Below are 17,213 nucleotides of genomic sequence, written 5' to 3'. Positions count from 1 at the left end.
CGATGGCATCAAAGTATTTCATCTATCTGGCTGGCAGCGATCGCATAAAAAAGACGGATTTCCAGGCGCGATATCTTCATGCCGCTCGGCGAATTGCCAATTCCGATTCCTGCGGGGGTGGCGTGATCGTCAATATAGTGGAGGATACGCCCGAAGGTGTTCCCTACCGCCCCTTAGAAACGCAATCCGATTTGGTAGATCCCTATTGTGACGTCATAGTGGAGATTTATCCACCGGTCGATAGGGCCGAGGATGTGCTTGCGTCATTCGTTACCTGCATGGATGATATCGCTACGACCGAGATATATCAGGTCGAGGAGATGGTGCAACTTGATCGACAGACTGCAATCAAGGGCCAACGATCACCCGGCATGAAGTATATCGGAAGGCTAAACTTCCATCCGGACCTGCCTGAGTCAGCGGCGCGGCGCAGTTGGGATATCCACGTTCCACTTGCGTTGAGAGTGCATGTTGGAATGGACAAATATGTCAGAAACTGGATAGTCGACGATTCTCGAGGCCGTCCTGCAGACGGAATTGCCGAGCTGAATTTTCCAACATTTGAAGATATGCTTAAGAGATATTTCGACAGTGAGCGCGGAAGGGAGGAGATATTGCACGACATATCTCATTTCATTGCGCACGGTACGCGATACTTCGTAAGTGAATTTATCCTTAGATAATGAAGACATCGTCCTCGAAATTGGATATCCGATTTCAAGGACGATAAGTTAGCGAGAACAGGGTCATTTCATGACAAAAAGAGAAAGTGCCGCCGCCGGTAAGTCGCAGAATGAGACGTCTGTACTCAAACGGGTAGCCGAGATCTTGAACCTGTTCTCGGAAACTTCGCCGACTATCTCACTTGCAGATGTCGAAACCATATTGCAGGTCAGTCAAGCGACCGCCTACCGATATCTACATGATCTGCACGAGATCGGATTACTCTCGCGGATTTCTGGACGGTATGTGCCGGGGCCAACAATCATGGAGCTTGAGTTCATTCTCGTGAACTTCGACCCAATCTTGTTGGCGGCCAAGGAAGTCATGGAAGAGATATCGACGCGGCTTGGCGTCCACACCTTCTTGTGCAGGATGTATCAGGACCGCGCCGTCAACGTATATTCGACGCGACCGGAAAGTTCGTCCGAAATGCCGCTCAAACCGGGAAGGAGGCTTCCTGTTTTCAGGGGAGCCCAAGCACGTATCATCCTCGCTCACCTTGATCGGCGACGCCAGAGGAGGATTTTCGAGCGTCATGAAGGAGATAAAGGGCGAGACGCAATTGGTGCTGATTGGACCTCGTTCAGTTCTGCGTTGAGGGAAAATCGCAGTAAAGGTTACTATTTATCGCGTGGTGAGATCACAGCGGAGCTGATTGGTGTCGCAGCTCCCGTTTTCGATGAAAACAATGAAATCATTGGCGCAATCTCGTTATCTTACCCCATGCATGCTCCCCCGCCCGTGAGCGAGGCTGAGATGATTAAACTCTCTAAGAAAGCTGCTAAGGACATCACGCAGCGGTTGGCAGCACTTGCTCCATAGCACCTGGAAAGACAGTGTCACTACGACGAGCTACTCTTTGACTTCCATCACCAATCTTCGCTAAGAAAGAAGAGTTGTTCTCGACGCGAATTTGGAACACCGATTTACTTGCTCAAGCACGAATAGGTAACCTCTCCTCTCAGTGCCGACGTGATTGGAGACTCAAACGACTACGAACCGGAGGGCACAACGTGTATGGAGATATGCTTTCAGCGGAAGACGAACAAGAAATTCGCTTTGTTCTCGGCCACTACGTTCATTTCCTTGATTCCGCTGACGCTAAAAAGTGGGCAGCGCTATTCACGGAGAACGCAAGTTGGATTAGACGGAATGCCGCGCCCATCGAACACGGCGGGTCAGGTATTGCTGCAGGAGTGCGAAAGGGTCAAAAAGAATTAACTGCACTGGTTACAGAAGCAATAGCCGTGAATTTTAAGTGCAGAAGTCGCCACTTCATTACTGATCTGGTCCTTTGGAAGAGTGACGATCCTTTGGAGGCAAAGGGGCGCTGTAGAATGCTTATTACCGACTGGCGAGGCGGACCGGGAAGAATTGCGATGGCAGGGGCCTATGATTTTGTTTTTTCCAAAACCATAGACGGCTGGCGAATCTCAACATTGACAGCCGAATTCCTACCCGACTGAAAAGGCCTATCATCAGAAGATCCAATCTGTCATAATAATACGGGAAAGTTCCATAATGGTGATTACACCTCACGGTAATGTAGCCGCAAAGTTAAAGTGTCCTGTTTCTGCAAAGTTGGAATGTCACTCTCCCCGGTCTGAAAGACGTCTGGGAGACAAGCAGATGGGATTGATTGCGATGAGCGAGCGTGATCTGCAGCGGATCGAGATTTTGTCGAAGGTGATGGCCAGTCGGATGACGATGGTTTCAGCGGCGCATGTGCTTGATCTGAGTGAGCGTCCGGTCCGTCGACTGCTGCAGCGGATGCAAACCGACGGTGCGTCGTCGATCCGGCATAAGGCGATCGGTCGTCCGTCGAACAACCGGATTTGCGACGGTGTTCGCGATGTGGCGGCAGAGTTGAAATGTCCGCCGCTTTGCAAAGTTAAAATGTCCGCTTGTTCCTAACAGCACCCCGACTTGGCCCGGCCTGCCCGGCTGGTCAGGGTTGCAAGGGCTGGCCGGGGCAGAGCGTCGTGCCAGCAAACGCCTCAGACGGACATTTTAACTTTGCAAAGCGGCGGACATTTCAACTCGACCGCCAAAGGTAATAAAACCAATTAGTTAGAAGATGTTCGTGATCCACAGTTAATCTTGGTATTTGCCTGGACGAGGAAACGATGTTTCAGGCTAACCAGATTCTGACTAAATGTCAGTATATGTATTGCTTTATATAGCATAATTATAATTTTAATCCTTGTGCCGTCATTAATATTACATTAATATTACATTAATATAAACATTATTAAAATAAGCAGATTATATTAAACGCAATCTGCGTAAATTTCATAAATATTGCGATGACTATCACAAATATTCGGTCATATAATTCTTAAGATTTTAGAATTTTTCCATTCAAGGATCCATGTTTTTATATATACGCCGGATTTTACATACGGATCGGTCAAGTTAAACGAATCCAATTCTGCTAACGTTGCAACATTTGCAATTAGTAATGCGGCAGTGGTGGCATCACTGCCTTCTTGGAACGCGGGACCCGACATAAGAATCTCGAACGGTGCGTCAGCAATGTGTTTTTTGTGTGCATCATGAAGCTGCGCGCGTGCGCGGGTCCTTCGGGGATCTGAGACTGCAAATCGAAATGCGATCATTGTTTATTTCCTGCTTTGACAAGAACGAAATCGAACTTTGACTGCCATAGGCTGATAGATCCCGATGTGCGCTCGAATGGGGCAATCAAGGTCTTTTTAACGCCAAATACTGCATCCGATTTGAGGTAGGCGTCTTCTCCGACGAAGGTATGGGTAATTAGCTTTTCATAGCCGTCTGCATTCACCAGGTAGTGCATATGAGCAGGCCGGTATGGGTGCCTGCCGAGATGGCCGAGCATTTCTCCTACCGGCCCGTCGTCTGGGATAGGATATGAGACCGGTTTGATGCCGAAGAACTCGTAGTAACCATCATTCCCGGTTACGAAAATGCCACGATTATTCCATTTCGGCTGTATGTCTGGCTGTTGGACGTCGTAATAGCCGTCTGAATTGTCGGACCACACGTCGATGCTCGCACCAGCGATGGGAATGCCATTCAGATCAATCACTCGTCCAAAATAGCGACAGCTTTCTCCCTTACCGTCTAGGGAAATGCAGTCGCCCATCTTTCGCAAGGGTGCGTTTTTCACATGGAAGGGTCCAAAAACTGTATTTTCGGTGGCACCGCAGGGGCGTCTATTGTTGATGGCGTCGACAAGCATTGAAACTCCTAGCGTGTCGCTCAACAGAATAAACTCTTGCCGTTCTTCACTACATATCCGCCCAGTGCGTGTCAAAAAGTCGATAGCGTACTCCCACTCGTTCTGTGTCAGAGCCACTTCCTTTATAAAACTGTGCAAATGGCTGACCAATGCCCCCATGACTTCCGTGAGCCGGGCCGAGTTCGGTTTCATTCGTCCATTCACGGTTTCAGTGGAGTTTTCCTCCGAAAAGTACGCATTCATATGTCCATCTCCCAATATAGTTCAGCGCGGGCGAGCGCCTTCCAGCGCCATTTCAAGGAGTTGCTGGATAGCTTGGCGCTCCAGGGGGCGGGGGTTCCAGTAAGGGTTTTTCAGGGACTGTTCGGTGGCCCGCTCTATATCGCGGCGCACGAGTCCAAGTTGAGCGAGAGAATACGGCGCGCCCAGGCGTCGTGAAAAATCAAAGATGCCAGCAGGGATTGACGCGCCGAATAAGTCTTGAAGAGGCGCAAGTTCCACCGCCGCCGCCTCACTATTGTATGCGATTGTGTAGGGAAGCAGGATCGCGTGTGTTTCGGCATGAGGGAGGTCGAACATTCCTCCGAGCGTGTGGCAAATCTTGTGATGGAGCGACATCCCTACTGTGCCAAGAACCGTGCCGCACAACCAGGAACCAAACAAAGCGGACGTTCGCGCGTCTGTGTCGTCGGGTTTTTCCCTTATTATCGGCAATGCGCCATGCAGGGCGCGGAGGCCTTCTATCGCCATCAGGGACGAAATCGGATTTCTGTCTTGGGCGTAGAGCCCTTCCAGCGCATGGGCCATAGCATTGAGGCCGCTGGTTATGCTGAGCTCGACCGGAAGCTTCATTGAAAAATTGGGATCGTAGATCACAAGGTCGGGAAGGATGCCCGGGTCGCGAATGGTGGTCTTGGAGCCGTTTTCTGTCTGTCCGAGTATAGGCGTGACCTCAGATCCCGCATATGTGGTTGGAACGATGATCTGCGGAAGGCCGGTCCTGAGAGCGATAGCTTTTGACAGGCCGGTAGTCGAACCGCCACCGATAGAAAGGATTCCATCCGCATTCAGGTTTCTGGCGATTGAGACGGCTTTCTCAGTTGTGTTGACTGGTGTATGCATGACTGCTTCACTGAAAACGCCAACGGAACTGTCTTTAATGATATTGGCTAATTCCACCGCTTCGTCACGCTGAGCGTCGGTGGATAGGACAAGAATCCTGTTCAATCCCATCCTGTCTCTTTCGTCGGGCAGCTTTTGAAACGTCCCGACCCCGAAAAGAATACGAGCTTTGTTTGAATTGTAAGCGAATGAGTGCATGCCGATCCTCAGTCAATCTTGAGCGCACGGTTGTCCACACGCATCAGGAACGGATGAATCCGAGTGTCGGCCCACACATGTGCGTCCTGAAATGGATCGTTGCGATTAAAGGAAACAACGTCTTCCAGCCGTTCGGCATCAACGATGAACATTGAGCCGATCATGGTGACTCCGTCCTTAGCGACTAGCGGACCTGAAATGACTGTCTTCACGGTAGCGCTTGCGAGATATTGCTTGTGAGCGTCGTAGTTGGCCAGTCGGCGAGGAAGGGCGTCTTCGAAATCGATACAATGGACGACGTAGAGCATGAGATTTTGCTTTCATAGCATTAGGATGAGGCCAAACTTATCGTCTCTTTTTCTGCATCTCTTGCAATGTGCAGAGTATCCATTCTGGATGTTTTGTCACTGGAGATTTGAACTGTGACCAGGTGATGTTCGGACACCACTAGGAGAAGACAGGCGTTTTGGAGAAGACAAGAATGGCAAAGCAACGAAGAATCGGCTGGATAGGGGTTGGTAAAATGGGCCAACCGATGGTGCGTCATCTGTTGGCGAAGAACCATCATGTGGCAGTCTATGATAGAAATCCGGCAAACTGTCATACAGTTCGCGGAGATGGAGCCAAAATCGCTCCGTCCGTGGGTGAGCTTTTGAAGGACGTCGAGATTATCATGTCGATGATCCCTAATGATCAAGTTCTCGATGATCTCGTTTTCGGCGAATCTGGGTTCGCAGGCCACTTGAACGAGGATCAGATATTCGTGGATTTGAGTACGGTTTCTCCCCGTATTTCGAAAAAGGTCTCCAACGGCATCCGGACAACCCGTTATCTGCGCGCGCCCGTTTCTGGGAGCACCCATACTGCGAAATCGGGATCCCTTACGGTCATGGTATCCGGCCCGCAGGCTGATTTTGAGATATGCCGGCCGGCGTTCGAAGCGTTCTCAAGTCGACAATATTACGTCGGTCCGAGTGAGGAGGCGCGATATCTGAAACTGGTCCTGAACAGTCTTGTAGCGGCAAATGCAACTTTAATGGCGGACGCGTTACAGCTGGGTCAAGCGGGTGGGCTTTCCCGGAACGTTATCATGGAAGTTATCTGCGAAAGTGCAGTAGTTTCGCCACTTCTCAAATACAAGCGAACCAATATAGAGCAGAACGACTATCCACCGGCATTTTCCGTCTCCCAGATGATTAAAGATACGGGTTTGATTGCCGAAGCCGCAGCTGATGTCGATGTCGAAATGGCAGTAAATGCGCTTTCCCTAGAGCGTTTCCTTCATGCCGCGGAGAATGGTCTTGAAGACCGTGATTTCTTTGTGCTCACTTCCGAGACTGAGCACGCGTCAGGCTAAAGCTGGATTCCCGGGAATGGAATTGGTTCTGGGGACTATGGGTAATCACGAATAGAGGAGATCTTGATCAAGGGATTTGATCCTCGTATTGGCGTCGGCCAAGGCCACCTTGATTGACTTGTGGCCAATCAACGCGTCGTGAACCTCCTCGCCCAAAATGGTTTCGATATGGATGTATTTGGGTATGGCGGGACGTTGCCATACGTTGAGCAGACGACGTTGCGACAGCGACTTTACCAGTGTGTAGATTGGTGAATTGAGGTTGGCTCCCGGGTCCCCCATGAGGCTGAAAAGAGGAGATAGCGGTAGCCCGTCCTTTGCGCGCGCGAGCATCGCTTCAGGACTACACATCCAAGTGAGGATCTGCATTGCTTTTTCCATCCGTAACGGCGGCAGATTGCTCGGAATTGCGAAGACAAATCCGCCCAAGGGGGCAAGGCTTTTTCCACCTCTTCCAAACGGAGGTTGCAGATAGGTTACGCGCCGCTTGACGGCGGAATCGATCTGCATTTCAAAACGCGTCGCATGGATTGACCACGTATAGGCCATAGCCGCTTTCCCGCGTGTGAATAAGTCAAGAACGGTTTGGCGCGATGTTTCGAGAATATTCGGCGGCGATATGCTCAGAAGTTCTTTCATGTATTCCAGCGCTTCGTGCGCCGCATAGCTATCGATCAGTGCTCGCACCTTGCCCCCGTTCATATCCTTTTTCTCGAAGCCGCCTTTTACCTGGGCGAGGTCCGGGATGGGAGCGCCGCAACAGCCAATAATGAACATGAACGTATGCGCGACATCGATGCCGCGACTGGCGTTCCAAACGATCCCGTAACGCCCGTTATTGGGGTCATGCAAGGCGCGACCGCATTTAAGCACATCGGCGAATGTTGCTGGAGATTTCAGGCCCTCAGTTTCCAGAAGGTCCTTTCGGGCCGCCAGGATTTCGACTGCAGCATAGCTGGGAATGCCAAACTGTTTTCCTTTCGACATCCCCATATCCCAGACTTCAGGATTAAAGCTTTGAGGCACGACCCGCCTTGCGTCCGTGAGGGAGTTGAGGTTGATGACGGCGCCGGCTTCAGCAAACTGCCCAACCCAGGGCGCATTCAGCGCAACGATATCGAAGGTGGATTCCGGCCGCTTGGCATTGGCCAACAATTCAGCATGCAAATCCTCCATGTTGCGCATGTGGAAGTTCTGATAGGGGCCTAACCGTTTACGGAAATCGGACCAGAGATGTCGCAAGGACATGAAATAAAAGTCATTGTGAAGGAGAAAAGTCGCCTTTTCGACACCGTCTATGTTGCGAACAGCACGAAGCTGGTCTTCGCTCAGCGCCAGCGCCTGATGATCGCCTCCAAAAAAATATTCCTCATCATTGCTGAAGTTTTTGTCACCATAAACGCGCGCAAGTTCTACTTTGACGTCCTTCGCGTAGTTGTAGAACTGATCGAGCAGCAGATTACTGGGAATCAGTTGAAAGCGCTTGGTGTCAGAGCCGCTGAAAAACTTTTCCAGCATGTGTTCGCGCAGAAGTTCGTTTATCTTCCGGTGGGCCGTTGCATAGGGAAGCTCCGAAATCTGAATCAATTCTGTCAGAGTGACGGCCCCCCCTTCGATGAAGCGCTTGACAACATGACTAATTATTCGCCAGTGCGCGTCATCCTCAACCTTGCCATGCATCGGCCGGAAGGCATCGCGAAGACGCGACATGAAAGCAATCACACGTGCGATCTCATACGGGCTCAAAATCAAACTCTCCATCAGCATCCAATAGGTGGAGACTTCGTGCGACCGTAAGTGAGCGGCAGATGCAACGCAAGAACGTTAACGTGAGAGACAGGCCTCGAACTGGCGGGCAACTGCGCATACAACATCGTCCTTGCCCATTGGTCCTACTATTTGCAAGGATACAGGCCGTTCGTTGATGGAGGGTAATGGGACAGCAATGGCCGGATTACCCGAAAGGTTGAAAGGGCGTACGTTTTTGGTCAGCGAGACCGCGCTTCTATCGGCTCTCGCGTCCGTCAGCGCAGGAGGAAAGTCCGCAATAGTCGGTAAAACCAGCACGTCGACTGTCTCAAAGGCTCTTTCAAGCTCTTCGCGAAATTGCTTTCTTATGACTTCGGCGATACGCACGTCCTCTGCGGTTATACGCGCCGCCTTTCTAAGTCGTGTTAACACGTCATCGCCAATCAGTGAGGAATCCAACAGGTCGCGAAATGCGTTCGCGGTTTCATATTCGATCATCGTTAAGCCAGCTGAAAACGCAGAGTCGAAATGTGCAAGCATAACCCTACAGATCGGCAACCCTGTTGCGCGGACTGCGGCTATTATCGCATCGGATATCTCGGGGTTGCCAGGAGGCGTAACCAACCCGAGCTTATAGTCGCGGGAATCTTTCCTCTTATAGTGCGGATCAAGGGCCTCCATTGTCGCTTCCAGCTGGGCGACCGATTGTGCAAATACACCAACGCAATCCAGCGAGGATCTGGCTGGTGAAACCCCGTCGCGCGGGATCCGTCCGAACGTTGGCTTCAGTCCGAAGACGCCGCAGCAGGCGGCGGGAATTCTTATGGATCCGCCGGTATCGGTGCCAATCGCTACATCGGCCAGGGACGCGGCGACTGCTGCGGCGGAACCACTGGAGGAACCACCAGGAATAAACTTCGGGAAACGCGGGTTGGCAGGGGTGCCGAAGGCGTCATTTATGCCGGTGATGCCAAAGGCAAGCTCGTGCAGCTTCGTTTTGCCAACAATCTGGAAATTGGTGGCAAGCAGTCGCTGAACGATAGTGGCGCTTTCGAGAGCAGGCGGTTCGGTCAGATAAACACGGCTTCCCGCCGTCGTGTTGAGCCCCTTGATATCGATATTATCCTTGACCGCGACCCGTAGTCCATTGCCGCCTAATGACGTCTGCATGACAAAAGGCGATTGTGGCGATCCCAACAAATTCTGGAATGAGCTCATCAATTGATCCTACGTCCAGTTGTCTCATCGAAAAGATGAATATGCTGGACTTGCGGAGCAATATGCACGGTGGATCCCAGAGTCAGATTGCTGCGGCCCGAAATTGCGAAGTGAACCGGTTGTCCGTCGATTTCTGCCGTAACAAGTGTCTCCGCCCCTGTTGGCTCAATGACGGTAACGGTTGCGATCACGCCAAACGCAGAGACATGCATATGTTCCGGACGGATGCCATAGATCACGGACCGCCCGTTCAGGTCGGCATAGGCCGGCAAGGGAAGCTGAACGCCACCGGCTGTGATGAAGCTATCTTTTGAAACTTTTCCCTTGAGAAAGTTCATCGCAGGCGATCCGATGAATCCCGCAACAAAGACGTTGGCGGGGCGGTCATAGACATCGAGCGGCGCACCGACTTGCTCTATGAACCCATCTTTCATGACGACAATCTTGTCAGCCATTGTCATTGCCTCGACCTGATCATGCGTGACGTAGATGGTCGTTGTCCGCAGTTTTTGGTGAAGTGACTTGATTTCGGCTCGCATTTGCACGCGCAGTTTGGCGTCCAGATTGGACAGAGGTTCGTCGAACAGGAAGACGGCGGGGTTGCGGACAATAGCGCGTCCCATAGCGACGCGCTGGCGCTGTCCGCCGGAAAGCTGCTTGGGGTAACGATGAAGAAGAGCGTCCAATCCGAGTATTTGCGACGCATGTCGGACTTTCCGGCTAATCTCCTCTTTATCCGCTTTGGCGAGCTTAAGTGCGAAGCCCATATTCTCTGCCACGGTCAGATGCGGATAGAGGGCGTAGTTTTGGAAAACCATTGCTATGTTACGCGCCTTGGGCTCGAGCTCGTTTACTATGCCGCCGCCGATCGAAATTGTTCCGGCGGTGATGCTTTCCAGTCCTGCGATCATACGCAGCAGGGTGGATTTGCCGCAACCTGACGGCCCTACGAGCGTCACGAAAGATCCATCATCGATGCCGACACTGATGTCCTTCAAGACGGAGAAGTTATGGTAAGCTTTCTGTACATTATCCAGAGAAACGGAAGCCATGGATTGCCTCGTTGCTAGCGCCGACGGGCGCGTGATGTAGTTGAATTAGCCTTTGACTGCTCCGGCGCTGAGGCCTGAAACGAAGTAGCGTTGCACAAGCAGGAAGAGGAGGACAGGTGGGATGGTGAAGACGAGCGCCATGGCCATGATCTGGTTCCACGGAGTGACGTACTCACCGAATAGCGAGGACAAACCAATGGTCCCAACCCATTGATCAACGCTGCGCAGCAAGGTGCGCGCAAGCATGAATTCATCCCAAGCGTTCAAGAATGAAAAGATCGATGCGGCGATAACACCTGGAAGCGAAAGAGGCGTTACGATTCTCAGTGCAATGTAGTACCACGATGCGCCGTCGATGCGAGCCGCCTCGTCAATTTCGAAAGAAACGCCGTCGAAAACGGTCTTCAGCATCCAGACCATGACCGGTAACGCGAATGCCGCATTTGCGACGATAACACCAACCAGACTATCCGCCAGTCCAAAGCTGATGAACGTTGTGTAGAGCGGAATGATGAGAACGATTGGCGGCATCATTTGCGTTCCAAGGATCGACAATGTCAGAAGACTCTTGTGTCTGAATTTGAAGCGGGACAAGCCATAAGCGGCCGGAATGCCGATTGCCAGCGCCACCAAGGTTGAAAGAGCTGCGACAAGGAAGGAGTTCAGAAGCCAATGGAAAAGGCGGGTATCGAAGAAAATTGTACTGAACGTTCCGATAAAATGCCCATCCGGCAATAGGGCAGGAGGGTATGCTGTTGCGGCTGCATCGCTTTCAAAGGATGACTTGACCATCCAGAGAAGAGGGATCGAAATAATGAACGCCAAAAGATAGGCAAGCAGGACGAGGGACCAGTGGGCTCTTTTCATTGAATGGGATCCGATGCTCATGCCTGGTTACCTCGTGCGTTGATGACAGCAAAATAAATTCCGGCGCATATCATTGAGATTAGCAGAACTGCGACGCCAAGGGCTGCGGCGGTGCCTGGATGAAACTGCTGAAACATTTCAAGATAGCTGCGCAGCACGATCGTTTCGGAGCAGCCAGCGGGGCCTCCGCCCGTAAGGAGGTAGATCGCCGTGAAAGATCGCCCGAAACACCAGATCATCATAAGAAGTGTGAGCATCACGGTTGTTGATCTCACGCCGGGCAAAGTAATATGCCAGAACGCCTGTAGCGTGGTCGCCCCGTCCACTCTAGCCGCCTCGTAGTGCGAGCCGGGAATTGATTGCAGCGCCGACAGCATCATGACCATGCCGAGTGGAAGCAGTTTCCAGATCGATATTCCAGTAAGCGTGACAAGCGCATTCGGGCAACTGTTCAGGAAGTCCACTGAGAGATGGGCGCCTAAGAGTGTCGAAAGCAAATAGTTGATAACACCTACGTCGAAGTTGAATAACAGCGAAAAAATTAGGCTCGCTGCAACATAGGGAATTGCCCAAGGTACGATGAACAACGCCCGTACAACAGCGCGACCGGGAAAGTGCTGATTTAACAAAATGGCGATTGCCAGACCGAGCCCCCAGACCAAAACAACATTGCCAAGTGTGTAGATGACTGAAGTCGCGACGAGCTTCAGAAAATCTTCTGCGCCGATGATCCTCGCGTAATTTGCGAACCCCACAAAGGCGGGGTTCCCCCCCATCGTATCGGCATAAAAGCTCATCTTGAAAGTCTGCCAGACTGGAAAGACAAACACCGCGATAAGTGAGACGACACAGGGACCAAAAAAGAGTAATAAATGCATATGCGGGCGGGACCGCACAGATTTGGTTGGGGTCTGATCTGATGTGATGGCTGACATGTTCTACCTCGAATGGACCGGACAGTTTTCGCGTCCCGTCGTGCGTGGCTATTTCTTGGTTCCCATGAATGCCACCAGATCTTTCTGGATGGCGTTGGCAGTATCTTCCGGTGTAGCGCCGTTAAACAGCATTGCTTCGATACGCTTCCCGATCAGTGAGATCACGTCGCTACCATATTGCTCGACACCTTCCGGCGCATAGCTAACAGCTGTGCTGGCGAGATTAGTAAAGGTTTCGAACCAAGGGTTTTCCTTAAGGTAATCAGCTGGAACCATGCCCTTACGACCGGGAATGACACTTGCCAATTGTACAAGGCGTTCCTGCCATTTCGTCTCCAGCATCATCATCAGAAGCTTGGCGGTCTCATCCTTGTTCTGGGATGCTTTCGGTATTGCAAGAAAGCTTGTGACTGTAATGGGCTTTCCAGCGCCGAGAGGCAGTGGTTCCGTAACCAGATTGTTGTAGGTCTCTGGATTGCCGGATTTCGCCATTGCAGCCATAAACGGGCCAGCTGCATACATGGCGATCTTGCCATTTACAAACATTGGCCGGAAGACTTCGAACTTGGCTCCTTTGGGTACAAGATTGTTCGTTACCACATTTTTGTAGAACGTCAGGGCTTTTATCATCTCCGGCGTATTGGCCGTTGGTTTGCCCTCGGTGAAAAACTTTCCCCCGAAACTGGCGATGATCGGTGCGTATTCCAGATATTGCTGGGAAGGCGCACCAGAGTAGGCGGAAAGAGCAAGTCCAAACTTCTGTTGCTTGGGGTCGCGAAGAACTTTGACCACGTTCTCAAATTCCTCAGCGTTTTTGGGGATGCCGAGGCTCGCTGCATCCAGCATGGCTTTATTGATAAAGAGGGCGCGTGGATTAGTGGCAAAGGGAATGCCGTATATTTTACCGTCCTTAACCGCCAGTTGTTCTGGTGCTATGAAATCATCGACCTTTATCCCCGCGGCATCAAGGTAGTCGTTGAGAGGCTCGAGCAGATCGGCTTCGATATATCTTTTGAAATCAGGATCGAAAGCCGTCAAAACGTCTGGCGGATTACCTGATGAGATATCGATGAACATCTGGTCGGCAAAAGACGCGAATGGGATGAACGTGTCCTTGATGGTGACCCCCGGATTTTGCTTTTCGAATTCGGCTTTAAGTTCCTTAAGAAAGGCGCCATACGTCGGTTCCGTCCATTGGAAGGTGGGGTAATTAATATCTGCGGCCAATGCAGATGTTGCAAACACCATGGCGGTGGCGCTGGCCAACGCAAAGCGTGTTAGGAGCGAGAGCGCACGAAACGTGTTGCGCTCTCGGTTTTGTTCAGTCCTGCCCCGGTTTTCAGGTTGCATTATTTGTTCCCCTTTTTTGTTTCTAACTGCTAGCGCGCGAGTTGCGGATTGAAAAGCACAGAGCTTTTCGGGATATTCTCGGCCCAACCAGGTGTAAGCGGCGCAATGAATACGTTTTCCGTGCGGTAGCGTGACATCTTCCATACGCCGTTCACCTTCTTGAAGGCATTGAACAGCCGACTTGACCGCAGGACCGAAGAGCCGTCGCTGAAGATCCAAGGCTGAAAGTGAACCCACTTGCCCTCTGCGGTATCACCGTTGACGGTGATATGCTCTGATGTCAGATAGTGGCAGTTGAGCAGCATCTCAGGTTCGCGAGGCTGGAAGAAGCCTTGGAAATGCTTCACCAACTCTGCTTTTCCGGAACTGAAACCAAACTGATTTTCATAATACGGACCAACGCCTTCCCAAGTCGCATCATCGGAGAACAGGTCAACAATGAGCTCGATACGTTGTTCAGGCGTCGTATCTCCTTCAGGTAGAGGCGTGTCGCAAAGCAACATATAACGGCTGATGATACGGCGGATCTCCGATTCTGCTGCTAGCCTGTCAAGCTTTGAGGATAGTCTCGCAATCTGTTCCTGTAGGTCTTTTTCCATGTGTATTTTCCTTACGTGTATTTAGACAGACTGTAGAATTTTAACTTCGACGTCTTTGGTGAGATATGACATGCGTTCGCTCCAGAACGCCTGAAACGTTTCGCCGTTGAAATGGCGATCCAAGTCGGCCTGGCTGGCCCAGCGTTCGTAGAAGACGAAAACCGAGTTGTTGTCTGCAAGCGTGGACAATTCATAGGCGAGGCAGCCCTGCTCCAGCGCTGATGCTTTCGCCAGTTCTTTTAATCTGGTTTCGAGTTCGTCTCGCTTTTCAGGTTTTGGGTACTGATATGCTATGAGTGAAATGGAAGTGTCTGCCACAAGCTCTGCTCCACATCGCAGGGTTTAACCGTCTCGCCAATGCAGGATGTGACACCGGCGCCGGTTAGCAAACGATAACGTTGAACGGAGTTTGGGGAGCTTCGCAAACATCCAAAATGGATAATTGGCGTGTTGAAGCGAGAGGTTTCCAGAAAAACTAACTCAGTTGAACACCAGGGTGTTCTAAAAGTGAAAAACTAATTGACAAAGGATTTATATATGCCGTTGCTCGAACATAGATTTAATATCTCAAACGGCTGAAAAAAATTTGCGAACAGTAAATATTGAATGAATTTTCAATGTGAAAATCAAATATTGCCATTGTGAAAATTCCTAACCGTCAAAATGAAGCGACAATTTATCCATTTATTCTACATCTTGTAAATATATTAATGTATTTCTATCGAAAGTGCCATACCAATGCGAGGTGTTTACTATGTGCCGGTTCTATAATGGGCGAATTTATTCCATATGATTGTAAATTGAGCTTTATGTAATTTTGTGCGCGCCATTGCGAATGGTCGTTGTGGGCAACTGTCGTGAAGGGTTAAGCTTTGGACCTTCACCGGTAATCGACGTATTGCACAACAGTGGGGAGTGTTCGTCCTTCCACGATGAGGGTCATTTGCTGTTAGTGAGGCGTAGCCGTCAAGAATCTTGACTGGCAATCAGCACATCTACCAGTGGCAAGGGCCAGCGGTTCATATCTCCTTCAAGGCGAAGTGATAGTGTTCGGCACAGTGATAAGGCGATCCTCGACCGGAAACCACGGTCCTTGAGAATAAAACGCTTCCGACAATTTCTGAGCTTCCTGGTGCTTCCAGCTTTCGAATAAGAGGTTATCCAGTATTCTCAGTTCAAAAGGTCTTAGCTTAACGAGAACACCACGACAGCTTTCCGCCAGACTTTGGGTATGCAAAATCGACATATCGATCAGCGTACTTTCGATTTCTGTTTTCGAGGTTCGGCTCTTATAACTATTTATCATTCATCGCTATGTAAAAAAGACAAGGGGATACGAATATATGGCGTATATCACTGCCGAGATTCGAGCGTCGAAAGTATACCATGGATATGACGAGGATCGGAAAGCCGTCGTCGACGATCTTGGCGCGGGCGGATTCGTAAAGAAACTTATCAAGGTCGCCAGAATTTTGTCGGTCACCGAAGATTATATTTTTATTGAGTGTCCTCACAACACCGTCCAGACGTGGGAGTATAAGGGAACGCTGGAGGATTTCAGGTTGAAACTGCGTCAGGCGGGTGTGGAGGCGGAATGAGTGTTCTCCCGGGTGAGGTTTGAAAAATGAAAATTGTGTCCGTCAACGTTTACTATGTGCGCGGACAGGGCCTGAAGCCCGTTCTGGTGAAAATTCAGACGGATGAAGGCATATCTGGATTAGGCGAGGCCGCGATTTCCTATGGAACCGGTGGCTCGGCTGTAGCGGGTATGATTAAAGATCTGAGCGAACGGTTTTTGCTGGGGGTTAACCCACTGTACATCAATCGGATCGTTTCGGACATGTACGACCAGGCGTTCTGGTTAAAGAACCCCGGCGGAATTGCTTGTGCCGGGATGAGCGCCATAGAACAGGCGCTTTGGGATATTCGCGCCAGAGCGTTGAATGTGCCAGTATATGAACTCTTTGGCGGAAAAATTCGCGATGAACTGAACTACTATGCGAATGGCTGGTATTTCGGAGCGACATCCAACTCAGACCTGATTAGAAAAGCTGCCGACGCTGTTGACGACGGACATTATGCCCTGAAGATCTATCCGTTGGCGCAGATACAGCCAAATGGAACATTGCGGCATCCAAATGGTCGATACTCTGACAATCGTGACGCCGTCACCGCTGGAATCGAACGCGTGCGCGACGTACGAAAGGCGATCGGTTCCGATATCAGGCTTATGCTTGATTTGGGTGGCGGCATTTCTATCGCAGACACCATGCGGTTTTGTGAGCGTATCAAAGAATATGATATCGAGTTTGTGGAGGAAATCACCGATCCCGGCGACCTCGGTGCGTTGTCTCAAGTCGCTTCGTCGATTGATATTCCAATTGCGACTGGAGAGCGGCACTATCTCAGACAAGGTTTTCGCGATCTTCTTGAGAGACGTGCGATCAGTATATTGCAGCCCGATATTGGCAATGCGGGTGGTTTCGCGGAAGTCCATAAAATATCAGCGATGGCTGACGCCTACGGTTTGAAGGTGCAGCCGCATGTGTGCGGAAGTTCTATCGCAGCCAACATCGCGACTCACATGAGCGCCTGTTTGCCCAATTTTTATGTTCAAGAACATTTCCCATATTGGGCTGACATACCGGGATATATTGAAGTGGCTACCGTGCCCTTTGAGGAAACAGTCAGGAACGGACGCCTTCCGATCTCAGAAGACATTGGGTTTGGAGTCGAGCTGCATGAGGCTGTAATGAAGGAACATCTTTGGGCTGTTATCCGATAAACGCCGTTACTTCATACTGACGGGTGAACTGCAATCAA

18 protein-coding genes and 1 pseudogene are annotated in these 17,213 nt (G+C 50.7%); 7 read left to right on the top strand and 12 right to left on the bottom strand.

Annotated elements, in window-relative coordinates:
* Positions 1-2: 2 nt before the first annotated feature.
* From JAU75_RS19100 to JAU75_RS19085, 4 genes and pseudogenes are all read left to right on the top strand, one after another.
* Entirely contained in the window at positions 3-683 is a 681-nt protein-coding gene (locus tag JAU75_RS19100) for a hypothetical protein (protein ID WP_199058035.1), read from the top strand.
* Between the two features lie 70 nt (positions 684-753).
* Positions 754-1,545, top strand: coding sequence for an IclR family transcriptional regulator (locus tag JAU75_RS19095; protein ID WP_199058034.1), 792 nt, complete (start codon positions 754-756; stop codon positions 1,543-1,545).
* A gap of 191 nt (positions 1,546-1,736) precedes the next feature.
* On the top strand, positions 1,737-2,189 hold the full coding sequence (locus tag JAU75_RS19090) for a nuclear transport factor 2 family protein (protein ID WP_199058033.1): 453 nt from the start codon (positions 1,737-1,739) through the stop codon (positions 2,187-2,189).
* A 163-nt stretch (positions 2,190-2,352) separates the two neighbouring features.
* Positions 2,353-2,592 (top strand): annotated as a pseudogene (locus JAU75_RS19085) (helix-turn-helix domain-containing protein); the annotation flags it as partial.
* 458 nt (positions 2,593-3,050) lie between these two features.
* On the opposite strand, the gene JAU75_RS19080 reads toward JAU75_RS19085, so the two are convergent.
* Genes JAU75_RS19080 through JAU75_RS19065 form a run of 4 tightly spaced genes read right to left on the bottom strand, consistent with a single transcriptional unit; the run spans position 3,051 to position 5,571 of the window.
* Positions 3,051-3,341, bottom strand: a complete 291-nt coding sequence (locus JAU75_RS19080; protein ID WP_199058032.1) for a YciI family protein — start codon at positions 3,339-3,341, stop codon at positions 3,051-3,053.
* Entirely contained in the window at positions 3,338-4,186 is an 849-nt protein-coding gene (locus JAU75_RS19075) for a dioxygenase (RefSeq protein WP_199058031.1), read from the bottom strand. The genes JAU75_RS19080 and JAU75_RS19075 overlap by 4 nt, the downstream gene beginning before the upstream one ends.
* 21 nt (positions 4,187-4,207) lie before the next feature.
* Positions 4,208-5,263, bottom strand: a complete 1,056-nt coding sequence (locus JAU75_RS19070; protein WP_199058030.1) for a maleylacetate reductase — start codon at positions 5,261-5,263, stop codon at positions 4,208-4,210.
* 8 nt (positions 5,264-5,271) lie between these two features.
* Positions 5,272-5,571 (bottom strand): YciI family protein, encoded by a 300-nt coding sequence (locus JAU75_RS19065; RefSeq protein ID WP_199058029.1) that lies wholly within the window; start codon positions 5,569-5,571, stop codon positions 5,272-5,274.
* 173 nt (positions 5,572-5,744) lie between these two features.
* Between JAU75_RS19065 and JAU75_RS19060 the strand changes: the two genes are divergently transcribed.
* Positions 5,745-6,620, top strand: coding sequence for an NAD(P)-dependent oxidoreductase (locus JAU75_RS19060; protein ID WP_199058028.1), 876 nt, complete (start codon positions 5,745-5,747; stop codon positions 6,618-6,620).
* A 45-nt stretch (positions 6,621-6,665) separates the two neighbouring features.
* Here the strand turns inward: JAU75_RS19060 and JAU75_RS19055 are convergent, their stop codons facing one another.
* The 8 genes from JAU75_RS19055 to JAU75_RS19020 all read right to left on the bottom strand — a co-directional run bounded on the left by JAU75_RS19055 (position 6,666) and on the right by JAU75_RS19020 (position 14,708).
* Positions 6,666-8,381, bottom strand: a complete 1,716-nt coding sequence (locus JAU75_RS19055) for an extracellular solute-binding protein (protein ID WP_199058027.1) — start codon at positions 8,379-8,381, stop codon at positions 6,666-6,668.
* Between the two features lie 63 nt (positions 8,382-8,444).
* The gene (locus JAU75_RS19050) at positions 8,445-9,587 is read right to left on the bottom strand and encodes an amidase (protein ID WP_247880544.1); all 1,143 of its coding nucleotides are present in this window, start codon (positions 9,585-9,587) and stop codon (positions 8,445-8,447) included.
* A complete protein-coding gene (locus JAU75_RS19045; protein ID WP_199058026.1) occupies positions 9,587-10,639 on the bottom strand; it encodes a sn-glycerol-3-phosphate ABC transporter ATP-binding protein UgpC in 1,053 nt (350 codons plus the stop codon). The genes JAU75_RS19050 and JAU75_RS19045 overlap by 1 nt, the downstream gene beginning before the upstream one ends.
* A gap of 45 nt (positions 10,640-10,684) precedes the next feature.
* Positions 10,685-11,506 carry a carbohydrate ABC transporter permease gene (locus JAU75_RS19040; protein WP_167836161.1) on the bottom strand — a complete coding sequence of 274 codons (822 nt, stop codon included), beginning with the start codon at positions 11,504-11,506 and terminating at the stop codon, positions 10,685-10,687.
* Between the two features lie 17 nt (positions 11,507-11,523).
* Positions 11,524-12,441 carry a carbohydrate ABC transporter permease gene (locus JAU75_RS19035; RefSeq protein ID WP_199058025.1) on the bottom strand — a complete coding sequence of 306 codons (918 nt, stop codon included), beginning with the start codon at positions 12,439-12,441 and terminating at the stop codon, positions 11,524-11,526.
* 48 nt (positions 12,442-12,489) lie between these two features.
* Positions 12,490-13,791 carry a sugar ABC transporter substrate-binding protein gene (locus JAU75_RS19030; protein ID WP_199058024.1) on the bottom strand — a complete coding sequence of 434 codons (1,302 nt, stop codon included), beginning with the start codon at positions 13,789-13,791 and terminating at the stop codon, positions 12,490-12,492.
* Between the two features lie 29 nt (positions 13,792-13,820).
* On the bottom strand, positions 13,821-14,390 hold the full coding sequence (locus tag JAU75_RS19025; protein ID WP_199058023.1) for a nuclear transport factor 2 family protein: 570 nt from the start codon (positions 14,388-14,390) through the stop codon (positions 13,821-13,823).
* 21 nt (positions 14,391-14,411) lie between these two features.
* The gene (locus JAU75_RS19020; RefSeq protein ID WP_199058022.1) at positions 14,412-14,708 is read right to left on the bottom strand and encodes a putative quinol monooxygenase; all 297 of its coding nucleotides are present in this window, start codon (positions 14,706-14,708) and stop codon (positions 14,412-14,414) included.
* Positions 14,709-15,733: 1,025 nt separating this feature from the next.
* On the opposite strand from JAU75_RS19020, the gene JAU75_RS19015 reads away from it, so the two are divergent.
* The gene (locus tag JAU75_RS19015) at positions 15,734-15,988 is read left to right on the top strand and encodes a hypothetical protein (protein ID WP_199058021.1); all 255 of its coding nucleotides are present in this window, start codon (positions 15,734-15,736) and stop codon (positions 15,986-15,988) included.
* 26 nt (positions 15,989-16,014) lie between these two features.
* The gene (locus JAU75_RS19010; protein ID WP_199058020.1) at positions 16,015-17,175 is read left to right on the top strand and encodes a mandelate racemase/muconate lactonizing enzyme family protein; all 1,161 of its coding nucleotides are present in this window, start codon (positions 16,015-16,017) and stop codon (positions 17,173-17,175) included.
* Positions 17,176-17,213: the final 38 nt, after the last annotated feature.

Origin of the sequence: Ochrobactrum sp. Q0168, assembly GCF_016427605.1 — a bacterium.
In the GTDB taxonomy this organism is placed as follows: Bacteria; Pseudomonadota; Alphaproteobacteria; order Rhizobiales; family Rhizobiaceae; genus Brucella.
The sequence above is the reverse complement of the archived record's forward strand: the minus strand, read 5'-3'. Positions and strand labels throughout refer to the sequence as shown.

Coding starts and splice junctions, on each gene's coding strand:
- JAU75_RS19100 (WP_199058035.1), top strand. CDS start 3: ATGGCATCAAAGTATTTCATCTATCTGGCTGGCAGCGATCGCATAAAA.
- JAU75_RS19095 (WP_199058034.1), top strand. CDS start 754: ATGACAAAAAGAGAAAGTGCCGCCGCCGGTAAGTCGCAGAATGAGACG.
- JAU75_RS19080 (WP_199058032.1), bottom strand. CDS start 3,341: ATGATCGCATTTCGATTTGCAGTCTCAGATCCCCGAAGGACCCGCGCA.
- JAU75_RS19075 (WP_199058031.1), bottom strand. CDS start 4,186: ATGAATGCGTACTTTTCGGAGGAAAACTCCACTGAAACCGTGAATGGA.
- JAU75_RS19070 (WP_199058030.1), bottom strand. CDS start 5,263: ATGCACTCATTCGCTTACAATTCAAACAAAGCTCGTATTCTTTTCGGG.
- JAU75_RS19065 (WP_199058029.1), bottom strand. CDS start 5,571: ATGCTCTACGTCGTCCATTGTATCGATTTCGAAGACGCCCTTCCTCGC.
- JAU75_RS19060 (WP_199058028.1), top strand. CDS start 5,745: ATGGCAAAGCAACGAAGAATCGGCTGGATAGGGGTTGGTAAAATGGGC.
- JAU75_RS19055 (WP_199058027.1), bottom strand. CDS start 8,381: ATGGAGAGTTTGATTTTGAGCCCGTATGAGATCGCACGTGTGATTGCT.
- JAU75_RS19050 (WP_247880544.1), bottom strand. CDS start 9,587: ATGAGCTCATTCCAGAATTTGTTGGGATCGCCACAATCGCCTTTTGTC.
- JAU75_RS19045 (WP_199058026.1), bottom strand. CDS start 10,639: ATGGCTTCCGTTTCTCTGGATAATGTACAGAAAGCTTACCATAACTTC.
- JAU75_RS19040 (WP_167836161.1), bottom strand. CDS start 11,506: ATGAAAAGAGCCCACTGGTCCCTCGTCCTGCTTGCCTATCTTTTGGCG.
- JAU75_RS19035 (WP_199058025.1), bottom strand. CDS start 12,441: ATGTCAGCCATCACATCAGATCAGACCCCAACCAAATCTGTGCGGTCC.
- JAU75_RS19030 (WP_199058024.1), bottom strand. CDS start 13,791: ATGCAACCTGAAAACCGGGGCAGGACTGAACAAAACCGAGAGCGCAAC.
- JAU75_RS19025 (WP_199058023.1), bottom strand. CDS start 14,390: ATGGAAAAAGACCTACAGGAACAGATTGCGAGACTATCCTCAAAGCTT.
- JAU75_RS19015 (WP_199058021.1), top strand. CDS start 15,734: ATGGCGTATATCACTGCCGAGATTCGAGCGTCGAAAGTATACCATGGA.
- JAU75_RS19010 (WP_199058020.1), top strand. CDS start 16,015: ATGAAAATTGTGTCCGTCAACGTTTACTATGTGCGCGGACAGGGCCTG.